Annotated in this window: 22 protein-coding genes; 7 read left to right on the top strand and 15 right to left on the bottom strand. The window is 71.5% G+C overall.

What is annotated here, in order from left to right; genetic code table 11:
* Positions 1–49 precede the first annotated feature (49 nt).
* The 8 genes from LJ221_RS01000 to LJ221_RS00965 form a co-directional block, all read right to left on the bottom strand.
* Positions 50–385 carry a metal-sulfur cluster assembly factor gene (locus LJ221_RS01000; protein WP_241712843.1) on the bottom strand — a complete coding sequence of 112 codons (336 nt, stop codon included), beginning with the start codon at positions 383–385 and terminating at the stop codon, positions 50–52.
* Entirely contained in the window at positions 382–885 is a 504-nt protein-coding gene (gene sufU, locus LJ221_RS00995; RefSeq protein ID WP_241712842.1) for a Fe-S cluster assembly sulfur transfer protein SufU, read from the bottom strand. Before sufU ends, LJ221_RS01000 begins: the two co-directional genes overlap by 4 nt.
* A 46-nt stretch (positions 886–931) precedes the next feature.
* Positions 932–2,188 carry a cysteine desulfurase gene (locus LJ221_RS00990; RefSeq protein WP_241712841.1) on the bottom strand — a complete coding sequence of 419 codons (1,257 nt, stop codon included), beginning with the start codon at positions 2,186–2,188 and terminating at the stop codon, positions 932–934.
* A gap of 50 nt (positions 2,189–2,238) precedes the next feature.
* Complete coding sequence (sufC, locus tag LJ221_RS00985) at positions 2,239–3,003, bottom strand: Fe-S cluster assembly ATPase SufC (protein ID WP_241712840.1); 765 nt, start codon at positions 3,001–3,003, stop codon at positions 2,239–2,241.
* 6 nt (positions 3,004–3,009) lie between these two features.
* Positions 3,010–3,369 carry a non-heme iron oxygenase ferredoxin subunit gene (locus LJ221_RS00980; protein ID WP_241712838.1) on the bottom strand — a complete coding sequence of 120 codons (360 nt, stop codon included), beginning with the start codon at positions 3,367–3,369 and terminating at the stop codon, positions 3,010–3,012.
* Positions 3,366–4,547, bottom strand: a complete 1,182-nt coding sequence (gene sufD, locus LJ221_RS00975; RefSeq protein ID WP_241712836.1) for a Fe-S cluster assembly protein SufD — start codon at positions 4,545–4,547, stop codon at positions 3,366–3,368. The genes LJ221_RS00980 and sufD overlap by 4 nt, the downstream gene beginning before the upstream one ends.
* Positions 4,548–4,657: 110 nt before the next feature.
* Positions 4,658–6,079 carry a Fe-S cluster assembly protein SufB gene (gene sufB, locus LJ221_RS00970; protein WP_241712834.1) on the bottom strand — a complete coding sequence of 474 codons (1,422 nt, stop codon included), beginning with the start codon at positions 6,077–6,079 and terminating at the stop codon, positions 4,658–4,660.
* The gene (locus tag LJ221_RS00965) at positions 6,076–6,867 is read right to left on the bottom strand and encodes a metalloregulator ArsR/SmtB family transcription factor (protein ID WP_241712832.1); all 792 of its coding nucleotides are present in this window, start codon (positions 6,865–6,867) and stop codon (positions 6,076–6,078) included. Before LJ221_RS00965 ends, sufB begins: the two co-directional genes overlap by 4 nt.
* A gap of 270 nt (positions 6,868–7,137) precedes the next feature.
* On the opposite strand from LJ221_RS00965, the gene LJ221_RS00960 reads away from it, so the two are divergent.
* The 3 genes from LJ221_RS00960 (at position 7,138) to LJ221_RS00950 (ending at position 9,920) form a co-directional block, all read left to right on the top strand.
* Positions 7,138–8,064 (top strand): ABC transporter ATP-binding protein, encoded by a 927-nt coding sequence (locus LJ221_RS00960; RefSeq protein WP_241712830.1) that lies wholly within the window; start codon positions 7,138–7,140, stop codon positions 8,062–8,064.
* Positions 8,065–8,126: 62 nt separating this feature from the next.
* The gene (locus LJ221_RS00955) at positions 8,127–8,858 is read left to right on the top strand and encodes an ABC transporter permease (protein WP_241712900.1); all 732 of its coding nucleotides are present in this window, start codon (positions 8,127–8,129) and stop codon (positions 8,856–8,858) included.
* Positions 8,859–8,906: 48 nt separating this feature from the next.
* Entirely contained in the window at positions 8,907–9,920 is a 1,014-nt protein-coding gene (locus LJ221_RS00950) for a heme A synthase (RefSeq protein ID WP_241712828.1), read from the top strand.
* A 131-nt stretch (positions 9,921–10,051) separates the two neighbouring features.
* On the opposite strand, the gene LJ221_RS00945 is transcribed toward LJ221_RS00950, so the two are convergent.
* Both LJ221_RS00945 and LJ221_RS00940 read right to left on the bottom strand, forming a co-directional pair.
* Positions 10,052–10,402 carry a hypothetical protein gene (locus LJ221_RS00945; protein ID WP_241712826.1) on the bottom strand — a complete coding sequence of 117 codons (351 nt, stop codon included), beginning with the start codon at positions 10,400–10,402 and terminating at the stop codon, positions 10,052–10,054.
* Between the two features lie 113 nt (positions 10,403–10,515).
* Positions 10,516–11,496: a heme o synthase gene (locus LJ221_RS00940; RefSeq protein ID WP_241712824.1), complete on the bottom strand. Its 981-nt coding sequence runs from the start codon at positions 11,494–11,496 to the stop codon at positions 10,516–10,518.
* 413 nt (positions 11,497–11,909) lie between these two features.
* On the opposite strand from LJ221_RS00940, the gene tkt reads away from it, so the two are divergent.
* From tkt to opcA, 4 genes are read left to right on the top strand one after another with little or no spacing between them, the layout of a single operon-like run.
* Positions 11,910–14,003 (top strand): transketolase, encoded by a 2,094-nt coding sequence (tkt, locus tag LJ221_RS00935; protein WP_241712822.1) that lies wholly within the window; start codon positions 11,910–11,912, stop codon positions 14,001–14,003.
* A gap of 36 nt (positions 14,004–14,039) precedes the next feature.
* Positions 14,040–15,158 carry a transaldolase gene (tal, locus tag LJ221_RS00930; protein WP_241712820.1) on the top strand — a complete coding sequence of 373 codons (1,119 nt, stop codon included), beginning with the start codon at positions 14,040–14,042 and terminating at the stop codon, positions 15,156–15,158.
* Between the two features lie 5 nt (positions 15,159–15,163).
* Positions 15,164–16,690 carry a glucose-6-phosphate dehydrogenase gene (zwf, locus tag LJ221_RS00925; RefSeq protein WP_241712818.1) on the top strand — a complete coding sequence of 509 codons (1,527 nt, stop codon included), beginning with the start codon at positions 15,164–15,166 and terminating at the stop codon, positions 16,688–16,690.
* On the top strand, positions 16,687–18,486 hold the full coding sequence (gene opcA, locus LJ221_RS00920) for a glucose-6-phosphate dehydrogenase assembly protein OpcA (protein ID WP_241712816.1): 1,800 nt from the start codon (positions 16,687–16,689) through the stop codon (positions 18,484–18,486). Before zwf ends, opcA begins: the two co-directional genes overlap by 4 nt.
* A gap of 117 nt (positions 18,487–18,603) precedes the next feature.
* Here the strand turns inward: opcA and pgi are convergent, their stop codons facing one another.
* From pgi to pgk, 5 genes are all read right to left on the bottom strand, one after another.
* On the bottom strand, positions 18,604–20,268 hold the full coding sequence (gene pgi / locus LJ221_RS00915; protein WP_241712814.1) for a glucose-6-phosphate isomerase: 1,665 nt from the start codon (positions 20,266–20,268) through the stop codon (positions 18,604–18,606).
* Between the two features lie 112 nt (positions 20,269–20,380).
* The gene (locus LJ221_RS00910; RefSeq protein WP_308314692.1) at positions 20,381–20,716 is read right to left on the bottom strand and encodes an RNA polymerase-binding protein RbpA; all 336 of its coding nucleotides are present in this window, start codon (positions 20,714–20,716) and stop codon (positions 20,381–20,383) included.
* Positions 20,717–20,936: 220 nt separating this feature from the next.
* The gene (gene secG / locus LJ221_RS00905; protein ID WP_241712812.1) at positions 20,937–21,173 is read right to left on the bottom strand and encodes a preprotein translocase subunit SecG; all 237 of its coding nucleotides are present in this window, start codon (positions 21,171–21,173) and stop codon (positions 20,937–20,939) included.
* Between the two features lie 150 nt (positions 21,174–21,323).
* The gene (tpiA, locus tag LJ221_RS00900) at positions 21,324–22,100 is read right to left on the bottom strand and encodes a triose-phosphate isomerase (protein ID WP_241712809.1); all 777 of its coding nucleotides are present in this window, start codon (positions 22,098–22,100) and stop codon (positions 21,324–21,326) included.
* Between the two features lie 149 nt (positions 22,101–22,249).
* Positions 22,250–23,452 carry a phosphoglycerate kinase gene (gene pgk, locus LJ221_RS00895; RefSeq protein WP_241712807.1) on the bottom strand — a complete coding sequence of 401 codons (1,203 nt, stop codon included), beginning with the start codon at positions 23,450–23,452 and terminating at the stop codon, positions 22,250–22,252.
* Between the last annotated feature and the right edge of the window lie 107 nt (positions 23,453–23,559).

The following is a 23,559-nucleotide window of genomic DNA, read 5'->3' as shown; positions in this document are numbered from 1 at the left end:
GGGCCCCAGGGGCCCCGGCCGGCGGGGGAAGGCGCTGGGCGCCGATGCCTCAGACGTTGAAGCCGAGTGCGCGCAGCTGCTCGCGGCCCTCGCCGGTGATCTTGTCCGGGCCCCACGGCGGCATCCAGACCCAGTTGATGCGCAGTTCGCTGACGATGCCGTCGGTCGCGGACTTCGCCTGGTCCTCGATCACGTCGGTCAGCGGGCAGGCCGCGGACGTCAGCGTCATGTCCAGCGTGGCGGTGTTGTCGTCGTCGATGTGGATGCCGTAGATCAGGCCCAGGTTGACGACGTCGATGCCCAGCTCGGGGTCCACCACGTCATACAGCGCCTCGCGGACCTCGTCCTCGCTCGCCGGCTTCGTCGTGGTCGGCGTCTCGCTCATGCGGTCCTCTCCTCGGCCTTGCGCCCGGCCTTCTGCCCGGCCTCGTTCTCGGCGGAGCCGTCGCCCAGGGCCTGGGCGGTGGCGTCCTTCCATGCCATCCAGCTCAGCAGGGCACACTTCACGCGTGCCGGGTACCTGGAGACCCCGGCGAACGCGACCGCGTCCTCCAGGACCTCCTCCATCGCGTCGTCCGGCTCGATCCGGCCCTTGGACTGCATCAGCTCCAGGAACGTCTCCTGGACCCGGCGCGCCTCGGCCAGTTCCTTGCCGACCAGCAGGTCGTTCAGCACCGAGGCACTGGCCTGGCTGATGGAGCAGCCCTGCCCCTCGTAGCTGACGTCCGCGACGGTGGAGCCGTCCATCCTCACCCGCAGGGTGATCTCGTCGCCGCACGTCGGGTTGACGTGGTGCACCTCGGCGTCGCCGTCGCGCAGCCCCCGTCCGTGCGGGTGCTTGTAGTGGTCCAGGATCACGTCCTGGTACATGGAGTCAAGCTTCACGAGTCACCTTCAGCAGCTGCGGTAGTCCGTCGTCGGTCACGGAACATCAACCGAAGAAGTTCCGTACGTGTTCCAGCCCCTCCACCAGGGCGTCGACTTCCGCCGCAGTGGAGTACAGGTAGAACGACGCCCGGGTGGTCGCGGGAACTCCGTACCTGAGGCAGACGGGCCTGGCGCAGTGGTGGCCGACCCGGACGGCGATGCCCTGCTCGTCGAGCACCTGCCCCACGTCGTGGGGGTGGATGTCGCCGAGCGTGAAGGAGATCGCGGCGCCGCGCTCCTCGGCCGTGGACGGGCCGATGATCCTCAGGGAGGGGACCTCCCGGAGCCTGCGCACCGCGTACTCGGTGATCGCGTCCTCGTGGGCCGCGATGCGGTCCATGCCGATCGAGCTCAGGTAGTCCACGGCGGCGCCCAGCCCGACGGCCTGCGCGATCGGCGGGGTGCCCGCCTCGAACTTGTGGGGTGCGGGGGCGTAGGTGGAGGAGTGCATCGAGACGGTCTCGATCATCTCGCCGCCGCCGAGGAACGGCGGCAGATCCTCCAGCAGCTCCTGGCGGCCCCACAGCACGCCGATGCCGGTCGGCCCGCACATCTTGTGGCCGGTGAAGGCCACGAAGTCGGCCTGGAGCGCCTGGACGTCCACCGTCATGTGCGGGGCGGCCTGGGAAGCGTCGATCACCACCAGTGCGCCGACCTCCTGGGCTCGGCGGACGATCGTCTCGACCGGGTTGACCGTGCCCAGGATGTTGGAGACCAGCACGAAGGAGACGACCTTGGTCCGCTCGGTGATGACCTCGTCGATGTTCGACAGGTCCAGGCGGCCGTCGTCGGTGAGGCCGAACCACTTCAGCTTCGCGCCCGTGCGCTGCGCCAGCAGCTGCCAGGGCACGATGTTGGAGTGGTGCTCCATCTCCGTGATGACGATCTCGGTCCGGTCGTCGACGCGGTAGGGCTCGTCTGCCCAGCCGAGCATGTTCGCCACGAGGTTGAGCGACTCCGAGGCGTTCTTGGTGAAGATCACCTCGTCGCGGCTCGGAGCGTTGACGAAGGCGGCGACCTTGTCGCGCGCCCCCTCGTACAGCGCCGTGGCCTCCTCGGCGAGCACGTGGACGCCGCGGTGGACGTTGGCGTTGTGCCGCGCGTAGTAGTCGTTCAGCGCGTCGAGCACCTGGTTCGGCTTCTGGGAGGTCGCCGCGTTGTCCAGGTACACGACCTTCTTCCCGTCGTGGACCGTGCGGTCCAGCAGCGGGAAGTCCTTGCGGATCGCGTCCGTGTCGAGAAGGCCCGGCAGCTGTGTCACGCTCGTGTTTCTCCGTTCTCCCCCGAGATCCCACACCCCGCGGGTACGGCTCACGCCGCCCGGTCGCCCTTGACGTAGGCCTCGTAGCCCTCTTCCTCCAGCTTGTCCGCCAGCTCCGGGCCGCCGGACTCGGCGATCCGGCCGGCCGCGAAGACGTGGACGTGGTCGGGCTTGATGTAGCGCAGGATGCGTGTGTAGTGGGTGATCAGCAGGGTGCCGACCTCTCCGGTCTCGCGGACGCGGTTGACGCCCTCGGAGACGATGCGCAGCGCGTCGACGTCCAGACCGGAGTCGGTCTCGTCGAGGACCGCGATCTTCGGCCGGAGCAGCTCCAGCTGGAGGATCTCGTGGCGCTTCTTCTCACCGCCGGAGAAGCCCTCGTTGACGTTGCGCTCGGCGAAGGCGGGGTCGATGTTGAGGCGCTCCATGGCCTCCTTGACCTCCTTCACCCAGGTGCGCAGCTTGGGGGCCTCGCCGCGGATGGCGGTGGCGGCGGTGCGCAGGAAGTTGGAGACGGACACGCCGGGCACCTCGACCGGGTACTGCATGGCGAGGAAGACGCCGGCGCGGGCGCGCTCGTCGACGCTCATCTCCAGCACGTCCTCGCCGTCCAGGGTGACGGTGCCGCCGGTGATCGTGTACTTGGGGTGGCCCGCCAGCGAGTAGGCGAGGGTGGACTTGCCGGAGCCGTTCGGGCCCATGATGGCGTGCGTCTCGCCCTGCTTCAGGGTCAGGTCGACGCCGCGCAGGATCTCCTGGGGGCCGTTCTCGGCCTCGACGGAGACGTGCAGGTCGTGGATCTCAAGCGTTGCCATGAGGCTTCAGGACTCCTGGGTGGTGGAGACGAGCACGGCCGCGTCGGGGCCGTCTCCTTCGATCTTGACGGGGTATACGGGGACGGGGCGCGTGGCGGGCGGCCCGTCGGGGTTGCCGGTGCGCAGGTCGAAACTGGACCCGTGCAGCCAGCACTCGATGTGGCAGTCCTCCACCTCGCCCTCGGAGAGCGAGACGTTCGCGTGCGAGCAGATGTCGTTGATCGCGAAGACCTCTCCCCGCTTGCGGACGAGCGAGACCGGGACGCCGCCGATCTCCACCCGCTTGGGAGTGTCCTCCTCCAGCTCGCCGAGCGAGGCGGCGCGGACGAAGCCCGCGCTGTCCACCGTGTTCTCGCCGGTGCTCATGCGACCGACTCCTCCAGCTCCTCATCGATCCTGGTGATGAGGCGTTCCTGCAGATCGGGCAGGCCGATCTGCTGGACCAGCTCGGCGAAGAAGCCGCGCACCACCAGACGGCGGGCGTCCTGCTCCGGAATACCGCGCGCCATCAGGTAGAACAGCTGCTCGTCCTCGAAGCGGCCGGTGGCCGAGGCGTGACCGGCGCCGACGATCTCGCCGGTCTCGATCTCCAGGTTGGGCACCGAGTCCACCCGCGCGCCGTCGGTGAGGACGAGATTGCGGTTGAGCTCGTAGGTGTCGGTGCCGGTGGCCGAGGCGCGGATCAGTACGTCGCCGATCCACACCGCGTGCGCGTCCTGGCCCTGGAGGGCGCCCTTGTAGACGACGTTGCTGCGGCAGTTCGATGCCTCGTGGTCGACGAAGAGCCGGTGCTCCTGGTGCTGGCCGTCATCGGTGAAGTACAGGCCGTACAGCTCGGCCTCGCCGCCGGGGCCCGCGTAGTTGACGCGCGGGTGGAGGCGCACCACGTCGCCGCCGAAGGTGACGACCACGGACTTGAAGGTGGCGTCGCGGCCGACCAGGGCGTTGTGCTGGGAGCAGTGCACGGCCGTGTCGTCCCAGTCCTGCACGGAGACGACCGTCAGCTTCGCGCCGTCGCCCAGCACGTACTCGACATTGGCGGCGCGCACGCCGTCGCCGGTGTGGTCGATGACGACGACGGCCTCGGCGAAGGCGCCCAGCTCGAAGACGGTGTGCCCGAAGGAGATGCCGCCCTGGCCCTGGACGCTCACCCGGATCGGCTCGGTGAGCACGGTCTCCTTGGGCACGGTGACGACGGCGGCCTTCTCGAAGGCGCTGTATGCCTGGGCCGCGACCCGGTCGACGGGCTTGCCGGCCCGGCCCAGTCGGGCGTCGTCGCGGCCGACGGTCTCCACCGTCACGCCGTCGGGCGCGGAGACGTCGACCTTGACGCCGCCGCCCGCCTCGGCGGTGCCGTCGTGCAGGCCCCGCAGCCGCTCCAGCGGGGTGAAGCGCCACTCCTCCTCGCGGCCGTGCGGCACGGGGAAGTCCGCCACGTCGAAGGATGGCGGGGCGCTCATCCGGGTGGCGACGGTGGACTCGGCCGCCACCGCGATCGATCCGGCGGTCGTGGACCCGGCCGGGATGTTCTGAGCCTCAGCCATGGCTGTCGTGTTGCTCGCTCTCTGTCTTGTGTGTTCGCCGGTCCCCGGGCTTCTCGGCGCCCGGGGACCGGCTCACGGTCACGGAGGGGGGAGGACGGGTGGCCGGGCGGTCAGCCGACCGCGCCCTCCATCTGCAGCTCGATCAGCCGGTTGAGCTCCAGGGCGTACTCCATGGGCAGTTCCTTGGCGATCGGCTCGACGAAGCCGCGCACGATCATCGCCATCGCCTCGTCCTCGGACAGACCGCGCTGCATCAGGTAGAACAGCTGGTCGTCGCTGACCTTGGAGACCGTCGCCTCGTGGCCCATCGTCACGTCGTCCTCGCGGACGTCGACGTAGGGGTAGGTGTCCGAGCGCGAGACGGTGTCCACCAGCAGCGCGTCGCACAGCACGTTGGACTTGGAGTTCTCGGCGCCCTCGCCGATCTCGATCAGACCGCGGTAGGAGGTGCGGCCGCCGCCCCGCGCCACCGACTTGGAGACGATGTTGGAGGAGGTGTTGGGCGCCATGTGCACCATCTTGGCACCGGCGTCCTGGTGCTGGCCCTCGCCCGCGAAGGCGATCGAGAGGGTCTCGCCCTTGGCGTGCTCGCCCATCAGGTAGACGGCCGGGTACTTCATGGTCACCTTGGAGCCGATGTTGCCGTCGACCCACTCCATCGTCGCGCCCTCGTAGGCCACGGCGCGCTTGGTGACCAGGTTGTACACGTTGTTCGACCAGTTCTGGATGGTCGTGTAGCGGCAGCGGGCGCCCTTCTTGACGATGATCTCCACGACCGCCGAGTGCAGCGAGTCGGACTGGTAGATCGGCGCGGTGCAGCCCTCGACGTAGTGGACGTAGGCGTCCTCGTCGACGATGATCAGCGTCCGCTCGAACTGGCCCATGTTCTCGGTGTTGATCCGGAAGTAGGCCTGGAGCGGGATGTCCACGTGGACGCCCTTGGGCACGTAGATGAACGAGCCGCCGGACCACACCGCGGTGTTCAGCGCGGCGAACTTGTTGTCGCCGGCCGGGATGACGGTGCCGAAGTACTCCTGGAACAGCTCCGGGTGCTCCCTGAGCGCGGTGTCGGTGTCCAGGAAGATGACGCCCTGGCTCTCCAGGTCCTCGCGGATCTGGTGGTAGACCACCTCGGACTCGTACTGGGCGGCGACGCCGGCGACCAGGCGCTGCTTCTCGGCCTCGGGGATGCCCAGCTTGTCGTAGGTGTTCTTGATGTCCTCGGGCAGGTCCTCCCAGGTCTGGGCCTGCTTCTCGGTGGACCGCACGAAGTACTTGATGTTGTCGAAGTCGATGCCGCTCAGGTCCGAGCCCCAGTTCGGCATGGGCTTCTTCCCGAAGAGCCTCAGGCCCTTCATGCGGAGCTTCAGCATCCACTCCGGCTCGGACTTCTTGTCCGAGATGTCGTGGACGACCTCCTCGGAGAGGCCGCGCTTGGCCGAGGCGCCGGCGGCGTCCGGGTCGGCCCAGCCGTACTCGTACTTGCCCAGGCCTTCCAGCTCAGGGTGGGCAGTCTCCGTGGGGAGAGTCATGCGGGGTTCCTCCCGGCTGTGCTTGCAGATGCTGTCGCTGCGGTGGTCTTGGATGTCTTGGGAGCCCCGGGCGCGGACCCGGAAGCCGTTTTGGGAATGAACGTCGTGCACACCCCGTCGCCGTGAGCGATGGTGGCCAGACGCTGCACATGGGTGCCGAGCAGGCGGGAGAAGACCTCCGTCTCCGCCTCGCACAGCTGCGGGAACCGCTCGGCGGCATGCGCCACCGGGCAGTGGTGCTGGCAGAGCTGCTCTCCGCTGGAGGCGGGCGCGCCGCGCGCGGTGGCAGCGTACCCGTCCCTGGACAGTGCCTCGGCCAGAACCCTGGCCCTCTCCTCGGGCGCGACCCGTTCCAGCTCGGCGCGGTACCGCTCGGTCTGGGCGACGGCCCGGGCCCGGGCGAAGGCCGCGACCGCGGCCCGCCCCTCCTCCCCGCCGCCCGCGGCCTGGGCTATCCACCTCAGGGCGTCGACGGCGAGCTGGTCGTAGGCCTGGTCGAAGGCACTGCGTCCGTGGTCGGTGAGCGCGAAGGCCCTGGCGGGGCGGCCCCTGCCGCGCGAGCCGTAGACCCGCTTCTCACGTGGTGAGACGACGCCCTCGGAGACGAGCGCGTCCAGGTGACGGCGGACCGCCGCCTGGGTGAGCCCCAGCCGCTGGGCGAGCTCGGCCGCGGTGGACGGGCCGTGGTCGAGGATGGACCGCGCGACCTTGTCACGGGTGCCGTGGTACTCGTCCTGGGCCGGGTAACCGGGGGCGCGGGTGTCACCGCCGCCGTGGTGGACCGCCATGTGCTCTCGAGCCTCCTCACTCCGCCCCGGGTCCGCGGCGCTCCCGTCCGCCGCGGCCGGGCGGCCGTTGACGGCGGGTGCGCTTTTTCACAACGCCATTGTTGCGTAATTCGAAGGAGACGGGCAAGCCACGCCCTGACCGGCCCGGATGGGATGCATCACGTAAGGCGTGCCTTACCGGTGACGCCGGCGGTGCGGCCCGGCGGCGCGCTCCGGCGGCGGTGCGGCCCGGCGGGGGCGGCCCGTCCCCGGGCTCCTAGACTCGCCCGTATGCGAGACACGGCGGCCGTCGAGGTCGCGGGACTGGTGAAGCGGTACGGGAGCAGGACGGCGGTGGACGGGCTGGACCTCACCGTCGGGCGCGGCACCGTCACCGCCGTCCTCGGACCCAACGGAGCGGGCAAGACCACCACCATCGAGACCTGCGAAGGCTACCGCCGCGCGGACGCGGGCACCGTCCGCGTCCTGGGACTGGACCCGGTCGCCGACGCCGCCGCACTGCGGCCCCGGATCGGGGTGATGCTCCAGAGCGGCGGGATCTACCCCACCGTCCGCGCCGCGGAGATGCTGCGCCACATGGCCGTACTGCACGCCCGCCCGCTGGACACCGGCGCGCTGATCGAGCGGCTGGGGCTGGCCGGCTGCGGCCGCACCCCCTACCGGCGGCTCTCCGGCGGCCAGCAGCAGCGCCTGGCACTGGCCATGGCCGTCGTCGGACGGCCCGAGCTGGTCTTCCTGGACGAGCCGACCGCCGGTCTGGACCCGCAGGCCCGCCGCTCCGCCTGGGAGCTGGTGCGGGAGCTGCGCGCGGACGGCGTGACGGTGGTGCTGAGCACGCATTTCATGGACGAGGCCGAGACCCTGGCCGACGATGTCGCGATCATCGACGAGGGCCGGGTGATCGCGCGGGGCAGCCCCGAGGAGCTGTCCCGGGGCGGCGCCGAGAACACCCTGAGCTTCACCGGACGCCCCGGCCTCGACCTGGCCTCCCTGCTCAAGGCACTGCCGCCGGACACCGCCGCCGCCGAGACGGCCCCGGGCTCGTACCGCCTGACCGGAACCGTCGACCCCCAGCTCCTGGCCACGGTGACGTCCTGGTGCGCGCAGAACGGGGTGATGCCGGACGGCATCGCGGTGGAGCGGCGCACGCTGGAGGACGTCTTCCTGGAGCTGACGGGCAAGGAGCTGCGGTCGTGAGTACGGAGAACACCGGGCCGGGCACCTACGCCCCCGCCCCCGGGGCGGCCCCGCTGCCCCGGATGATCGCGGCCCAGGCCGCGCTGGAGACGCGGCTGCTGCTGCGGCACGGCGAGCAGTTGCTGCTGACAATCGTCATCCCCGCCCTGCTGCTGGTGCTGTTCAGCGCCGTGGACATCGTGAACCTGGCCGGGGCGGGGGGCGACGGGGGCGAACGCGTGGACTTCCTGGCGCCGGGCGTGCTGGCGCTGGCCGTGCTCTCGACCGCCTTCACCGGCCAGGCGATCTCCACCGGCTTCGAGCGGCGCTACGGCGTCCTCAAGCGGCTGGCCGCCTCCCCGCTGCCCCGCTGGGGGCTGATGACCGCCAAGACCTGCGCGGTGCTGGTCACCGAGGTGCTGCAGGTGGTGCTGCTGGCATCGGTGGCTCTGGCCCTGGGGTGGTCGCCGCACGGCAGCCCGCTCGCCGTTGCACTGCTGCTGGTCGCCGGGACTGCGGCGTTCTCCGGCCTCGGACTGCTGATGGCCGGAACACTGCGGGCCGAGGCGACGCTGGCGGCGGCCAACCTCGTCTTCGTCCTGCTGCTGGTCGGCGGCGGGGTGGTGGTGCCGCTGGAGAGGTTCCCCGAACCGGTGCGCGGGGTGCTGGAGCTGCTGCCGATCTCCGCGCTCTCCGAGGGGCTGCGCGAGGTACTGCGGGACGGGGCCGGGATGCCCTGGGCGAACCTGGCGGTCCTGGGCGTGTGGGCGGTGGTGGGCCTGGCCGCCGCGGCCCGCTTCTTCCGGTGGGAGTGACCGCTCCCCGCGCCCCCTCGTGAAAGCTCGCACAAGCGCCCGCCTACCATGGTGCCCGTGCCCAATCTGCTCGAATTCGCGCGAAACCCCGTGGCGTACGTCGCCAGGCGCTGGACTCCCGCCCAGCGCACCGTGGAGCGTGCCACCCTGGCCGCGCTCGTCCTGAGCGTGCTCATCGTGGTCACCGGCGGGGTGGTGCGGCTGACCGGCTCGGGACTGGGGTGCGACACCTGGCCCAAGTGCAGCGGGGACAGCCTGATCGCCACGCCCGAGATGGGACTGCACGGCGCCATCGAGTTCGGCAACCGCCTGCTGACGTACGTGCTGTGCGCCGCCGTCGGCTGGGCGATCATCGCGGTCCGCTCGGCGAAGCCGTACCGCCGGGGCCTGTCGCGGCTGGCCTGGTGGCAGTTCTGGCTGGTCGTCGCCAACGGCCTGCTGGGCGGTGCGACGGTGCTGCTGCGGCTGAACCCGTACACCGTCGCCGCGCACTTCCTGCTCGCCAGCGTGCTCATCACGGTCACCACCGTCACCTGGCTGCGCGCCCGCGAGGGCGACGGCGTGCCCCGCCCGCTGGCCGGGGCCCGGGTCCGGCAGCTCGCGGCGGCGCTGACCGCCGTGTCCGTGCTGCTGATCGTCGTCGGCACCATGGTGACGGGCTCGGGCCCGCACGCGGGCGACAGCAGCGAGGTGCCGCGGATGGGCGTGGACTGGGAGACCACCGCCCGGGTGCACGCCCTGCTGGCCTGGGCCGTGGTGGCCCTGACCGTGCTGCTGTGGCTGGCGCTGCGGGCCGCGGACGCGCCCCGCAGCGCTCGCGTCCGCACCCGGGACCTCTTCCTGGTGCTCCTGGCGCAGGGTGTGATCGGCTACGTCCAGTACTTCACCGAACTGCCGGAGGCGCTGGTCGCGGCGCACCTGCTGGGCTCCTGCCTGGTGTGGATCGCCACCTTGAGGGTGCTGCTGTCGCTGCGCGAGCGCGGTCTGCCGCCGGTGGCGGGCACCGGCGCCGCGGCCTCCGTGCCCGCCGGCCGGCCGGCTCCGGCCGTGTTCGGCCTGTAGGACGTCGCGGTGCGGCCCGGGGAACCGTGACCGGACGCGTACGGGCGGCGGACGAACACCGGAAGGCGACGGAACGCGGTGGCCCGCGGGTGCCCGGCAGGCCCTCACGGCCGTCCCGCCGCGCTCCCGTCTCAGCGGTCCTTCGGTCCTCCGGTCTGGATGCCCGCCATCCGTTCCCACTCGTAGGGGCCGGTACGGATCCGGGCGGCGAGGTCCCCGTCGAGGGTCTCGTGGACGGTGACGCCCGCCTTCTCGGCGGCCTGCCGGGCGACCTCGCGGGAGTGGGCCACCAGGTCGCCCCAGCCGCCGTCCTCACCGACGAGGACGATGCGCACGCCGCGCTCGCCGAGGTAGGAGATCTGGGCGTCGGCGCTGCCGCCGCGCTCCCCGGCGAACGCGGCGATCTCCTTGGCGAGCCTGGTCACCCGGCGCTGGGTCCTGGCGTCGGGTCCGGTCTCTTCCGCCTGCTGTGTGCTGTCCATGGACAGGATGCTACCGATGGGTAGGCAGCCTGGCGACCGCCGCTCCGGGTGGCCTGGACCACGCCGGACAACGGCCCGGCACCGGCTTCGGGGGGTGGGGAACCGCTATGGGGTCAGCGTAGGAAGGGGTCCACCGCCACCGCCACGAACAGCAGCGACACATAGGTGATGGACCAGTGGAACAGCCGCATCTCCTTGAGTTTGGCGCCCGTGACCCCGGCCCCGGCCCTGGCGTGGAGGGCGTGTGCCTCCCACAGCCACCAGCCGCCGGCGGCGAGCGCGACCAGCGGGTAGAACCAGCCGACGTACCCCAGCGGCCACAGCGCCAGCGAGACGGCCACCATGATCCAGCTGTAGACCACGATCTGCCGGGCCACCGCGCGGTTGCCCGCGACGACCGGGAGCATCGGGACCCCGACACGGGCGTAGTCGTCCCTGACCTTCATCGACAGCGGCCAGTAGTGCGGCGGCGTCCAGAAGAAGATGACCAGGAAGAGGACGACGGCGGCCCAGCTCACCTCGTTCGTCACCGACGACCAGCCGATGAGCACGGGCATGCAGCCGGCGATGCCGCCCCAGACGATGTTCTGGGCGGTGCGCCGCTTGAGGATCATCGTGTAGACGACGACGTAGAACAGCAGCGCGCCCAGGGAGAGGGCGGCCGAGAGCCAGTTGACCGTCCAGCCGAACCACAGCGTGGAGACCACGGCCAGCGTGACGCCGAAGGCCAGGGCCTCACGCGGGGTCAGCACACCGGTGACCAGCGGGCGCTGCTCGGTGCGGTGCATCAGCGCGTCGATGTCCCGGTCGATGTACATGTTCAGCGCGTTGGCGCCGCCCGCCGACAGGTAGCCGCCCAGGCAGGTCGCCAGGACCAGCCACAGATCGGGGACGCCCTGTTCGGCGAGGAACATCACCGGGATGGTGGTGATCAGCAGCAGTTCGATGATCCGCGGCTTGGTCAGTGCCACGTAGCCCTTGATACGGGCCCCGAGCGGCCGGTGTGCTGGGCTCTGATCGAGCTCCCCCACAACCCCTCGGGTGTGGGCGGTATCCCCACCCGCGGGACGGGATTCGACGGCCGTCACGGACACCCCTGATCACGATGCGACATGCGCGGCTCACGCCGCGTGGGAACAAGCGAGTCCGGGCCTTTGTCCCGCCGCGACTCGCACCTACCACGCCACTGTAGACGCTGGCCATACACCGCTCGCCCCGGGGGTCGCCCGTGTCGGCGCACCCCGCGAGGGGGTGCGCCGGCGAGGCGCGGGTACGGGGTCCACAGGGCCTCGCGCAGCGCCGGAGGGCGGCGCTCATGTGCACCCGGCGTTCCACAGATGCCCAGGTGAGGCCCATGACGCGTCCGGTTCCACCGGATTTGCTCTCCCGGCTTCCCAAAGGGTGAGCGGACCGAAAGGGGGAACCCTGACGGGGGTACGCTCGACACCGCCCGGTGTGACCTGACAGACACCGGCCTTCGACATGTGGAGAGGAGCCCTGACGCAGGGTGAGCACCAAGCCGACCACCACAGATCTCGAGTGGACCGAACTGGATCAACGGGCTGTCGACACCGTACGGGTCCTGGCGATGGACGCCGTGCAGAAAGTCGGTAACGGACACCCCGGTACCGCCATGAGCCTCGCTCCGGCGGCGTACCTGCTCTTCCAGAAGCTCATGCGGCACGACCCGTCGGACGCGCGGTGGGCGGGCCGGGACCGGTTCGTCCTCTCCCCCGGCCACACCAGCCTGACGCTCTACATCCAGCTGTACCTGTCCGGCTACGGACTGGAGCTGGATGACCTGAAGGCCTTTCGCACCTGGGACAGCAGGACCCCGGGCCACCCGGAGTACGGCCACACCACCGGGGTCGAGACCACCACCGGCCCGCTGGGCCAGGGCATCGCCAACGCCGTGGGCATGGCGATGGCCGCCCGCTACGAGCGCGGCCTGTTCGACCCGGACGCCGCGCCGGGCGCCTCTCCCTTCGACCACACCGTCTGGGCCGTCGTCTCCGACGGCGACCTGGAGGAGGGGGTCTCGGCCGAGGCGTCCTCACTGGCCGGCCACCAGAAGCTGGGCAACATCGTCGCCCTGTACGACGACAACCACATCTCCATCGAGGGCGACACCGCGACCGCGCTGTCCGAGGACGTCCTGAAGCGCTACGAGGCCTACGGCTGGCACGTCCAGCGCATCGAGCAGGCGCCCGGCGGCGACTTCGACATCCAGGCCCTGTACGCGGCGCTCAAGGCCGCACAGGCCGAGACCGGGCGCCCCTCCCTGATCGCCGCCCGCACGATCATCGCCTGGCCCGCGCCGAACGCCCAGAACACCGAGGCCTCGCACGGCTCCGCGCTGGGCGACGAGGAGGTCGCGGCCACCAAGCGGGTGCTCGGCTTCGACCCGGAGCGGCACTTCGACGTGGCCGACGAGGTCCTGGAGCACGCCCGCGAGGTCGTGGACCGGGGCCGCGAGGCGCGCCGGGCCTGGGAGGACGAGCTCGCGAAGTGGCGCGGGGCCAACCCCGGCCGTGCCACCGAGTTCGACCGGATCAGCGCCGGGGGGCTGCCCGAGGGCTGGGAGAAGGCGCTGCCCTCCTTTCCCGCCGGCAAGGACATGGCCACCCGCAAGGCGTCCGGCGCGGTGCTCAAGGAGCTGGGCGGTGTGATCCCCGAGCTGTGGGGCGGCTCCGCCGACCTCGCGGGCTCCAACAACACCACCATCGACGCCTCCTCGTCCTTCCTCCCGGCGGACAACCCGCTGCCGGAGGCGGACCCGTACGGCCGCACGGTGCACTTCGGCATCCGCGAGCACGCCATGGGCTCGACCATGAACGGCATCGCGCTGCACGGCAACACCCGTGTCTACGGCGGCACCTTCCTGGTGTTCTCCGACTACATGCGCCCGGCGGTGCGGCTGGCGGCCCTGATGAAGCTGCCGGTCACCTACGTGTGGACGCACGACTCCATCGGCCTGGGCGAGGACGGCCCGACCCACCAGCCGGTCGAACACCTGGCGGCGTTGCGCGCCATCCCCGGCCTGAACATGGTGCGTCCGGCCGACGCCAACGAGACCGTGATCGCCTGGCGCGAGATCATGCGCCGCCACGGCGACCGCCCGGCCCCGCACGGCGTCGCGCTGACCCGCCAGAACGTGCCGACCTACGAGCCGAACGAGGACGCCGCCCGCGGCGGATACGTGATGTTCGAGGCGGTGGACTCCCAGGGACGCGAGTGCGAGCCGCGGGTCGTCCTCATCGCCACCGGCTCGGAGGTGCAGCTCGCCGTCGCCGCGCGCGAGTCGCTCCGGGCCGAGGGCGTGCCCGCCCGGGTGGTGTCGATGCCGTGCCTGGAGTGGTTCGAGGAGCAGGACCGGGCCTGGCGTGAGCGCGTGCTGCCGCCGTCGGTCCGGGCACGGGTGGCCGTCGAGGCCGGTATCGGCCTGACCTGGCACCGCTACGTCGGCGACGCCGGCCGGATCGTCTCCCTGGAGCACTTCGGCGCCTCGGCCGACTACAAGGTGCTCTACCGCGAGTTCGGCCTGACCGGCGAGGCTGTCGCCGCCGCCGCCCGGGAATCCATCGCCGCCGCCGCACGCTGACGCCCACAGGCAACGAGATCAGGAGATGCATCCCTCATGACAGACGCACTCAAGCGCCTGAGTGACGAAGGCGTGGCGATCTGGCTGGACGACCTGTCCCGCCGGCGCATCACGTCCGGCAACCTCGCCGAGCTGCTGCACGAGCAGCACGTCGTGGGTGTCACCACCAACCCGTCGATCTTCCAGAAGGCGATCTCCGAGGGACACGGCTACGACCGGCAGCTCACCGACCTCGCCTCCCGCGGTGTGACGGTGGAGGAGGCGATCCGGATGATCACCACCGCCGACGTCCGCGATGCCGCCGACATCCTGCGCCCGGTCTTCGACGCCACCAACGGGCAGGACGGCCGGGTCTCCATCGAGGTGGACCCGCGGCTGGCCCACGCCACCCGGCCCACGGTCGCCGAGGCCAAGCAGCTCGCCTGGCTGGTGGACCGTCCCAACACCCTGATCAAGATCCCCGCCACCACCCCCGGGCTTCCGGCGATCACGGAGACCATCGCCGCGGGCATCAGCGTCAACGTCACGCTGATCTTCTCGCTGGAGCGCTACCGGATGGTGATGGACGCCTACATGGCGGGTCTGGAGCAGGCCAGGGCCAAGGGCCTGGACCTGTCGGAGATCCACTCCGTGGCGTCGTTCTTCGTCTCCCGGGTGGACACCGAGGTCGACAAGCGGCTGACGGATCTGGGCACCGACGAGGCGCTGGCACTGCGCGGCAGGGCCGCGCTGGCCAACGCCCGGCTGGCCTACCAGGCGTACGAGGAGGTCGTCGCCTCCGACCGCTGGGCGGCCCTGGAATCCGCCGGCGCCAACCGGCAGCGCCCGCTGTGGGCCTCCACCGGTGTGAAGGACCCCGGCTACCCCGACACCCTCTACGTCACCGGGCTGGTCGCCCCGAACACGGTGAACACCATGCCGGAGGCCACCTTGGAGGCCGTCGGCGACCACGGCGAGATCACCGGCGACACCGTGCGCGGCGCCTACGAGCAGGCCCGCGCCGACCTCGACGCGATCGCGAAGCTCGGCATCGGCTACGACGAGGTGGTCGAGCGGCTCGAGGTCGAGGGCGTGGACAAGTTCGAGCAGGCATGGAACGACCTGCTCACCTCCACCGAGGCCGAGCTCAAGCGCCTCGCACCGAAGGAGGCGTAGAGCAGGTGAGCAGCGCAGCCAACCCGCTGCGTGACGCACAGGATCGGCGGCTCCCGCGCATCGCGGGGCCGTCGGGCCTGGTGATCTTCGGCGTCACAGGTGATCTGTCGCGGAAAAAGCTGATGCCCGCCGTCTACGACCTGGCGAACCGGGGCCTGCTCCCACCAGGTTTCTCCCTCGTCGGCTTCGCCCGCCGCGAGTGGGAGGACCAGGACTTCTGCCAGGTCGTGCACGACTCGGTCAAACAGTACGCCCGCACCCCCTTCCGCGAGGAGGTCTGGCGGCAGCTCGGCGAGGGGATGCGCTTCGTCCCCGGCGTCTTCGGCGACGACGACGCGTTCGCCCGGCTGAAGTCCACCATCGACGAACTGGACAAATCCCGCGGCACCGGGGGCAACTTCGCGTTCTACCTCTCGGTTCCGCCGAAGTTCTTCCCCACCGTCCTGGAGCAGCTCAAGAAGCACCAGCTGTCCGAGGCCCCCGAGGGGTCCTGGCGCCGCGCGGTCATCGAGAAGCCCTTCGGTCACGACCTGGCCAGCGCCCAGGAACTGAACCGGGTCGTCCACCAGGTCTTCCGCCAGTCCGACGTCTTCCGGATCGACCACTACCTGGGCAAGGAGACCGTTCAGAACATCCTGGCGCTGCGCTTCGCCAACACGATGTTCGAGCCCCTGTGGAACCGCTCCTACGTGGACCACGTGCAGATCACGATGGCCGAGGACATCGGCATCGGCGGCCGCGCCGGCTACTACGACGGCATCGGCGCCGCACGCGACGTCATCCAGAACCACCTGCTCCAGCTGCTGGCCCTGACCGCGATGGAGGAGCCCGTCTCCTTCGACGCCAAGGCCCTGGTCACCGAGAAGCTGAAGGTGCTCAACGCGGTGCGGCTGCCGAGGGACCTGGGCCGGCACACCGTGCGCGGCCAGTACCGGGCGGGCTGGCAGGGCGGCGAGAAGGTGCCCGGATATCTGGAGGAGGAGGGCATCGACCCGGCCTCCCGGACGGACACCTACGCCGCCATCAAACTGGAGATCGACAACCGCCGCTGGGCGGGGGTCCCCTTCTACCTGCGCACGGGCAAGCGGCTGGGCCGCCGGGTCACCGAGATCGCGGTGGTCTTCCAGCGCGCCCCCTACTCCCCCTTCGACGCCACCGACACCCAGGAACTGGGCCAGAACGCCCTGGTCATCCGAGTGCAGCCCGACGAGGGCGTCACGCTCCGGTTCGGCTCCAAGGTGCCCGGCACCTCGATGGAGATCCGCGACGTGACGATGGACTTCGCCTACGGCGAGTCCTTCACCGAGTCCAGCCCCGAGGCGTACGAGCGGCTCATCCTGGACGTGCTGCTGGGCGACGCCAACCTCTTCCCCCGGCACCAGGAGGTCGAGCGCTCCTGGGAGATCCTGGACCCGGTCGAGGAGTACTGGGACGCGCACGGCAGGCCCGAACCGTACACCGCCGGGACCTGGGGCCCCCAGGCGGCCGACGAGATGCTCGCACGCGACGGACGGAGCTGGCGGCGGCCATGAACATCGACCTCACCGACACCACGTCCGGCCGGATCAACGCGGCTCTGGTGCGAGCCAGGCGGGCGATGGGCAGCCCGGCCGTCGGCATGGTGCTCACGCTCGTCATCGTCACCGACGAGGGCAGCCACTACGACGCGCTGAAGGCGGCCAGCGACGCCTCGAAGGAGCACCCCTCGCGCATCCTCGTCGTGGTGCGGCGTCCGGGCCGCTCGCCCCGCGACCGGGCCATGGCCCGGCTCGACGCCGAGGTGCGGGTGGGCGGCGAGACCGGCACCGGGGAGACGGTCCTGCTGCGCCTCCACGGCGAGCTGGCGGGCCACGCCCACAGCGTCGTCCTGCCCCTGCTGCTGCCGGACGCGCCGGTCGTCCTGTGGTGGCCGGCCGATCCGCCCGAGTACCCCTCGAAGGATCCGCTGGGCGCTCTGGCCCAGCGCCGCATCACCGACGCGGCGGAGACCGAGGACCCGGTCACGGCGCTCAGGGGGCGCGCCGCCTCCTACGCCCCGGGCGACACCGACCTGGCCTGGACCCGCGTCACCCTGTGGCGCAGTGTGCTGGCCGCCGCCCTGGACCAGAAGCAGGCCCGTGTCACCCGGGCGGTGGTCGAGGGCGAGGAGTACAACCCCAGCTCGGAGCTGCTGGCTCTGTGGCTGGCCGACCGCCTGCGCGTCCCCGTCGAGCGCGTGCTCTCCGGCGGCCCCGGCATCACGGCGGTACGGCTGACCACGGACGAGGGCGACGTCTGCCTGGACCGCGGCGACGGCTCGCTGGCGACGCTCTCGGTGCCGGGCCAGCCGGACCGGAGCGTGGCCCTGCACCGGCGCTCCACGGCCGAGCTGATCGCCGAGGAGCTGCGGCGTCTGGACCCGGACGAGACCTACGCCCGCGCCGTCCGCTTCGGCCTCGACCACCTGGTGCGCGGGGAGGTCGCGGAGGTGGAGGCGGTCGAGGCCGTACGGGCCGCGCAGGCGGAGGCAGCGCGGGCCCCCGGCGGAGAGCAGGCCCCCCCGCAGATCGTCGTCCACCCGGACAAGGAGCGGATGGCCCGTGCCACGGCCGCTCGCCTGGTCACCGCGATCGCGGACGCGCAGGCCACCCGCGGCCGGGCCCACATCGCCCTGACCGGCGGCCGTAACGGCATCGCCCTGCTGGCCGCCCTGGCGCAGGCTCCGGGACGCAGCGGCGTGGACTGGTCCCGTGTCGATCTGTGGTGGGGCGACGAGCGGTTCCTCCCCGACGGCGACCCGGACCGCAACCACACCCAGGCCCGCGAGGCCCTCCTGGACGCGCTTCCCCTGGATCCGTCGCGCGTCCACCCGATGCCGGCCTGTGACGGTCCGCACGGCGACGACGTGGACGCGGCGGCCGAGGCATACGCGGCGGAGCTGGCCTCGGCCGGTGACGGCGGTTCCGGCGGTGCGGACTCCGGCGGCGGTGCGGGCGGGCCGGTGCCCGTCTTCGACGTGCTGCTGCTGGGGCTGGGCCCGGACACCCACGTGGCCTCGCTCTTCCCCGGCCATCCGGCCGCGCGGGAGACCGGGCGCACGGTCGTCGGCGTACGGCAGGCGCCGAAGCCGCCACCGACCCGGATCTCCCTCACCCTCCCGGCCCTCCGGGCAGCCCGGGAGGTCTGGCTGCTGGCGGCGGGCGAGGACAAGGCAGAGGCCGCGGCCGACGCGCTGACCTCCGAGGATCCGGCGCGGATCCCCGCGGCCGGCGCCCGCGGGCACGAGCGCACCCTGTGGATCCTCGACGAGGAGGCGGCGATCCTCCTGCCCGAGTCGGTCCGGAGCTGACGGGCGCCCCGCGCACACCGGCCGAACGTGGCGGCCCCGCTCCCCTGCGGGTTCCGGGGGAGCGGGGCCGCCACCGCGGGGGCGGTGAGGAGGCTCTGCCCCCTCCGCGCCCCTGCGTCAGTCCCGGCCGCGCAGCGAGCGGTAACGGGCCACCAGGGCCGAGGTGGAGGCGTCCAGTCCCTCCGCCTCGGCGCCCTCGGTCAGCGCGGGCTCGATGCGTCTGGCGAGCACCTTGCCGAGCTCCACGCCCCACTGGTCGAAGGAGTCGATGTCCCACACCGCGCCCTGGACGAACACCTTGTGCTCGTAGAGGGCGACCAGCTGCCCCAGCACCGACGGGGTCAGCTCGGAGGCCAGGATCGTCGTCGTCGGGCGGTCGCCGCGGAAGGTGCGGTGCGGGACCTGCTCCTCGGCGACGCCCTCGGCGCGGACCTCCTCCTCGGTCTTCCCGAAGGCGAGCGCCTGCCCCTGGGCGAAGAGGTTGGCCATCAGCAGGTCGTGCTGGGCCGCCAGCGCGGGTTCCAGGCCCGCCACGGGCCGCGCGAAGCCGATGAGGTCCGCCGGGACCAGCTTGGTGCCCTGGTGCAGCAGCTGGAAGTAGGCGTGCTGCCCGTTGGTTCCGGGTGTGCCCCACACCACCGGACCGGTCTGCCAGTCCACCGGTTCACCCTGCCGGTCCACGGACTTGCCGTTGGACTCCATGTCGAGCTGCTGGAGGTAGGCGGTGAACTTCGACAGGTAGTGGCTGTAGGGCAGCACCGCGTGCGACTGCGCGCGGAAGAAGGCGCCGTACCAGATGCCCAGCAGACCCAGCAGCAGCGGGGCGTTCTCCTCGGGCGGTGCGGTGCGGAAGTGCTCGTCGACGGTGCGGAAACCGTCGAGCATCTCGCGGAAGCGGTCCGGGCCGATGGCGATCATGAGCGAGAGACCGATGGCCGAGTCGTAGGAGTAGCGTCCGCCGACCCAGTCCCAGAACTCGAACATGTTAGCGGTGTCGATGCCGAACTCCGCGACCGCCCCGGTGTTCGTCGACAGGGCCACGAAGTGTTTGGCCACCGCCTCCTTTCCCGCGCCCAGACCGGTCAGCAGCCAGTCCTTGGCGGAGGTGGCGTTGGTGATGGTCTCGATCGTGGTGAAGGTCTTGGAGGCGACGACGAACAGCGTCCGGGCCGGGTCCAGGCCCTGCAGCGCCTCGTGCAGGTCCGCGCCGTCCACGTTGGAGACGAAGCGGACCTCCAGCTCCCGGTCGGTGTAGGCGCGCAGCGCCTCGAAGGCCATCGCCGGGCCCAGGTCGGATCCGCCGATGCCGATGTTGACGACGTTCCTGACAGGCAGCCCGGTGTGCCCGGCCCACTTCCCGGCACGCACCGCCTCGGCGAAGGCGGACATCCGGTCGAGCACGGCGTGCACGGCCGGCACGACGTTCCCGGCGTTCTCGCCGTCCACCTCGACCACCGCGTCGCGCGGGGCGCGCAGGGCGGTGTGCAGCACGGCCCGGTCCTCGGTGGTGTTGATCCGCTCGCCGCGGAACATCGCCTCCCGCAGCCGAGCCACCCCGGTCGCCTCGGCCAGCTCGCGCAGCAGCCGCAGGGTCTCGTCCGTGACGAGGTTCTTGGAGTAGTCCAGGTACAGGTCGCCGACCCGGACGCCGTAGCGCTCGGCGCGCCGCGGATCGGCGGCGAACAGCTCGCGCAGGTGCACCTCCCCCAGTTCCTCACGGTGCCTGGCCAGCGCCTGCCACTGCGGCATCCGGTCGAGCCTGCCGCGGCCTTCAGCGTTCATCTGGGAAATCAGTCCATTCCTGTCGTACGGACCCCGCCGTCTCCCAACCTAATGGAACGACGGTCCGGCCGCGCGCCCCGTGAGGGCGTACGGCCGGCCGGTCGGCCGGTGTTCAGATCTCCCCGCGGAGCTTGGCCAGCGCCTCGGCGAGGATCGCCTCGCCGTCGGCGTCGCTGCGCCGCTCGCGCACGTACGCGAGGTGGGTCTTGTAGGGCTCGGTGCGCGGCGGGTCCGGCGGGTTGTCCTGGTCCTTGCCGGCCGGGAAGCCGCAGCGCGGGCAGTCCCAGGTCTCCGGGATCTGCGCGTCGCTGGCGAAGCTGGGTTGGGTCTCGTGCCCGTTGGAGCACCAGAAGGAGATGCGCAGACGCGGCGCGGACTCGCCCCGCTCGGCCTCGCCCATCGGCCCCGCTCCGACCCGGCTTCCCCGGATCGCGTTGCCACTTGCCACGGTCGTAACTCCCTGCCTTCACGGTGCCGCGGAGCATCGACAGGCCGCTCCGCCGCGGGTGCCCCAGTGTACGTAGGGCCCAACACGCGTCCACAGACCCGAGTTGCTGCCCCCTTCGGGTCCCGCGGGCGCGAACCTCATGATAGGCCGGGAATACGACACGGCGTCAGAGCAAGGCGACCGCCACCGCGCGGCAGGGGCCGTCAGGCGTCGGCGGGCCTCAGCCGTCGAGCTTCATCAGGATGCCGAGCGCCACGATGATGGCGAACCAGACCACGCCCACCACGACCGTGATGCGGTCGAGATTGCGCTCGGCGACCGAGGAGCCGCCGACGGAGGACTGCATGCCGCCGCCGAACATGTCGGAGAGGCCGCCGCCCTTCCCCTTGTGCATCAGCACGAGCAGCATCAGCAGCAGGCTGAAGACGATGAGGGCGATGGAGAACCCCAGGATCACGGCTGGACCAACTCTCTCGGACGGATGACGGGAACTGTCGGGACTTGCAGGGTACGGGGCCGGGAGGCGCTGTGTGTCTCGCTCCCGGCCCCGACAGGGTACGACGCGGGCGGCCCGGCCGTCACTCGTCGGCGGCGGTCGCCCGCGGCCCTACTGGTCGCGGAACCGGACGATCCTCACGAACTCGTCCACGTCCAGCGCGGCCCCGCCGACCAGGGCTCCGTCCACGTCCGGCTGCGCCATGATCGCGGCGACGTTCCCGGACTTCACCGAACCGCCGTACTGGATGCGGACCCTCTCGGCCAGCTCACGGTCGTACAGCTCGGCCAGACGGCCGCGGATCGCGCCGCACACCTCCTGGGCGTCCTCGGGGGTGGCCACCTCGCCGGTGCCGATGGCCCACACCGGCTCGTAGGCGATCACGACGCGGGCGGCCTGCTCGGCGGGGACGTCCTTCAGCGCGCCGGCGACCTGGGCGAGGGTGTGGGCGACCTGGTCGCCGGCCTTGCGGACCTCCAGGCCCTCGCCGACGCACAGGATCGGGATCAGGCCGTGCAGGTAGGCCGCCTTGACCTTGGCGTTGCACAGTTCGTCGGTCTCGCCGTGGTACTGGCGCCGCTCGGAGTGACCGACGGCCACGTAGGTGCAGTTGAGCTTCGCCAGCATCGCCCCGGAGACCTCGCCGGTGTACGCGCCTGAGACGTGCGCCGAGACGTCCTGGGCGCCGTAGCGGATCTTCAGCTTGTCGCCGTCGACGAGGGTCTGCACCGAGCGCAGGTCGGTGAAGGGCGGCAGAACGGCGACCTCGACGGCCTCGTGGTCCTTGTCGTTCAGGGCGAAGGCGAGCTTCTGGACGTGGGCGATGGCCTCCAGGTGGTTGAGGTTCATCTTCCAGTTGCCCGCCATCAGCGGGATGCGGTTTGCCATGGGTGGAGGTGCCTTTCAGTTCGCTCCGCCGCGGCAGCGGCTCGTGTCACCGGCGCCCGCGCGGCGCGGAGGGCGCGGGCGCCGTGGTCGTTCGCGGCCCGGCGGCCGCGTGTGCTCCCCCGGTGCTCCGGATCTCCCGGCGCGCCGGATCAGTCCTCCAGCGCGGCGAGGCCGGGGAGCGTCTTGCCCTCGAGGTACTCCAGGCTGGCGCCGCCACCGGTGGAGATGTGGCCGAATGCCTCCTCGTCGAAGCCCAGGATGCGGACGGCCGCGGCGGAGTCCCCGCCGCCGACCACGGTGAAGGCCGGGCTGTCGACCAGCGCCCGGGCCACGGCCCGGGTGCCCTCGGCGTAGTCCGGGTGCTCGAAGACGCCCATCGGGCCGTTCCAGAAGACGGTGGCCGCGTCGGCGAGCTTGGCGGCGTACAGCTCCTGGCTGCGGGGGCCGATGTCCAGCCCCATCAGATCGCCCGGGATGGCGTCCGCGGCCACGGTGACGGGCTCGGAGGGCGCCTTGGTCCTCAGGTCCGGGAAACCGGCGGCGGCCACCACGTCGACGGGGAGGACGAACTCCACACCGCGCTCCTCGGCACGCTTGAGGTAGCCCTGGACGGCTGGGATCTGGTCCTCCTGGAGCAGCGAGGCGCCGATCTCGTGCCCCCGCGCCTTCAGGAAGGTGTACGCCATGCCCCCGCCGACGAGGATGCGGTCGGCGCGTTCCAGCAGGTGGTCGATGACTCCGAGCTTGTCGGAGACCTTCGCCCCGCCCAGGACCACGGCGTAGGGGCGCTCGACGTCGTCGGTGAGCTTGCGCAGGACGCCGACCTCGGTGGCGATGAGGCCGCCGGCGGTGTGCGGCAGCCGCGCCGGGAGGTCGTAGACGGAGGCGTGGCGGCGGTGCACCGCACCGAAGCCGTCGCCGACGTAGAGGTCGGCGAGGGCCGCCAGGCTGTCGGCGAAGGCACCGCGCTCGGCGTCGTCCTTGCTGGTCTCGCCGGCGTTGAAGCGCAGGTTCTCCAGCACCGCGACCTGTCCGTCGGCGAGGGCGCCGACGGTGGACTTCGCGGAGTCGCCGACAGTGTCGGTGGCGAACGCGACGTCCCTGCCCAGCAGTTCCCCCAGCCGCTCGGCCACGGGGGCGAGGGAGGAACGCGGGTCGGGGGCGCCCTTGGGGCGGCCCAGATGGGAGGCGACGATCACTCTGGCACCGGCCTCGGCCAGCTTGTCGATCGTCGGGACGGCGGCGCGGATGCGGCCGTCGTCGGTGATGGCACCGCCCTCGAGCGGCACGTTCAGATCGGCGCGGACGAAGACCCGCCGGCCCGCGACGCCGAGATCGTCGATCGTCTTCATGGTGTGGCTCCGTGGTGGTCTGCTCGGTGGTTTGCACGGTCGCCGGCCACGCGGCCGGTCATCGCGAGACGGGGCCCGCGGGGGGCTTCTTCGCGCCCCGCGAACCC

It is taken from the genome of Streptomyces sp. CNQ085, from assembly GCF_022614595.1.
Classification (GTDB): Bacteria; Actinomycetota; Actinomycetes; order Streptomycetales; family Streptomycetaceae; genus Streptomyces.
Note: the sequence above shows the minus strand (reverse complement) of the source record. Positions and strands in the feature narration are given on the sequence as shown.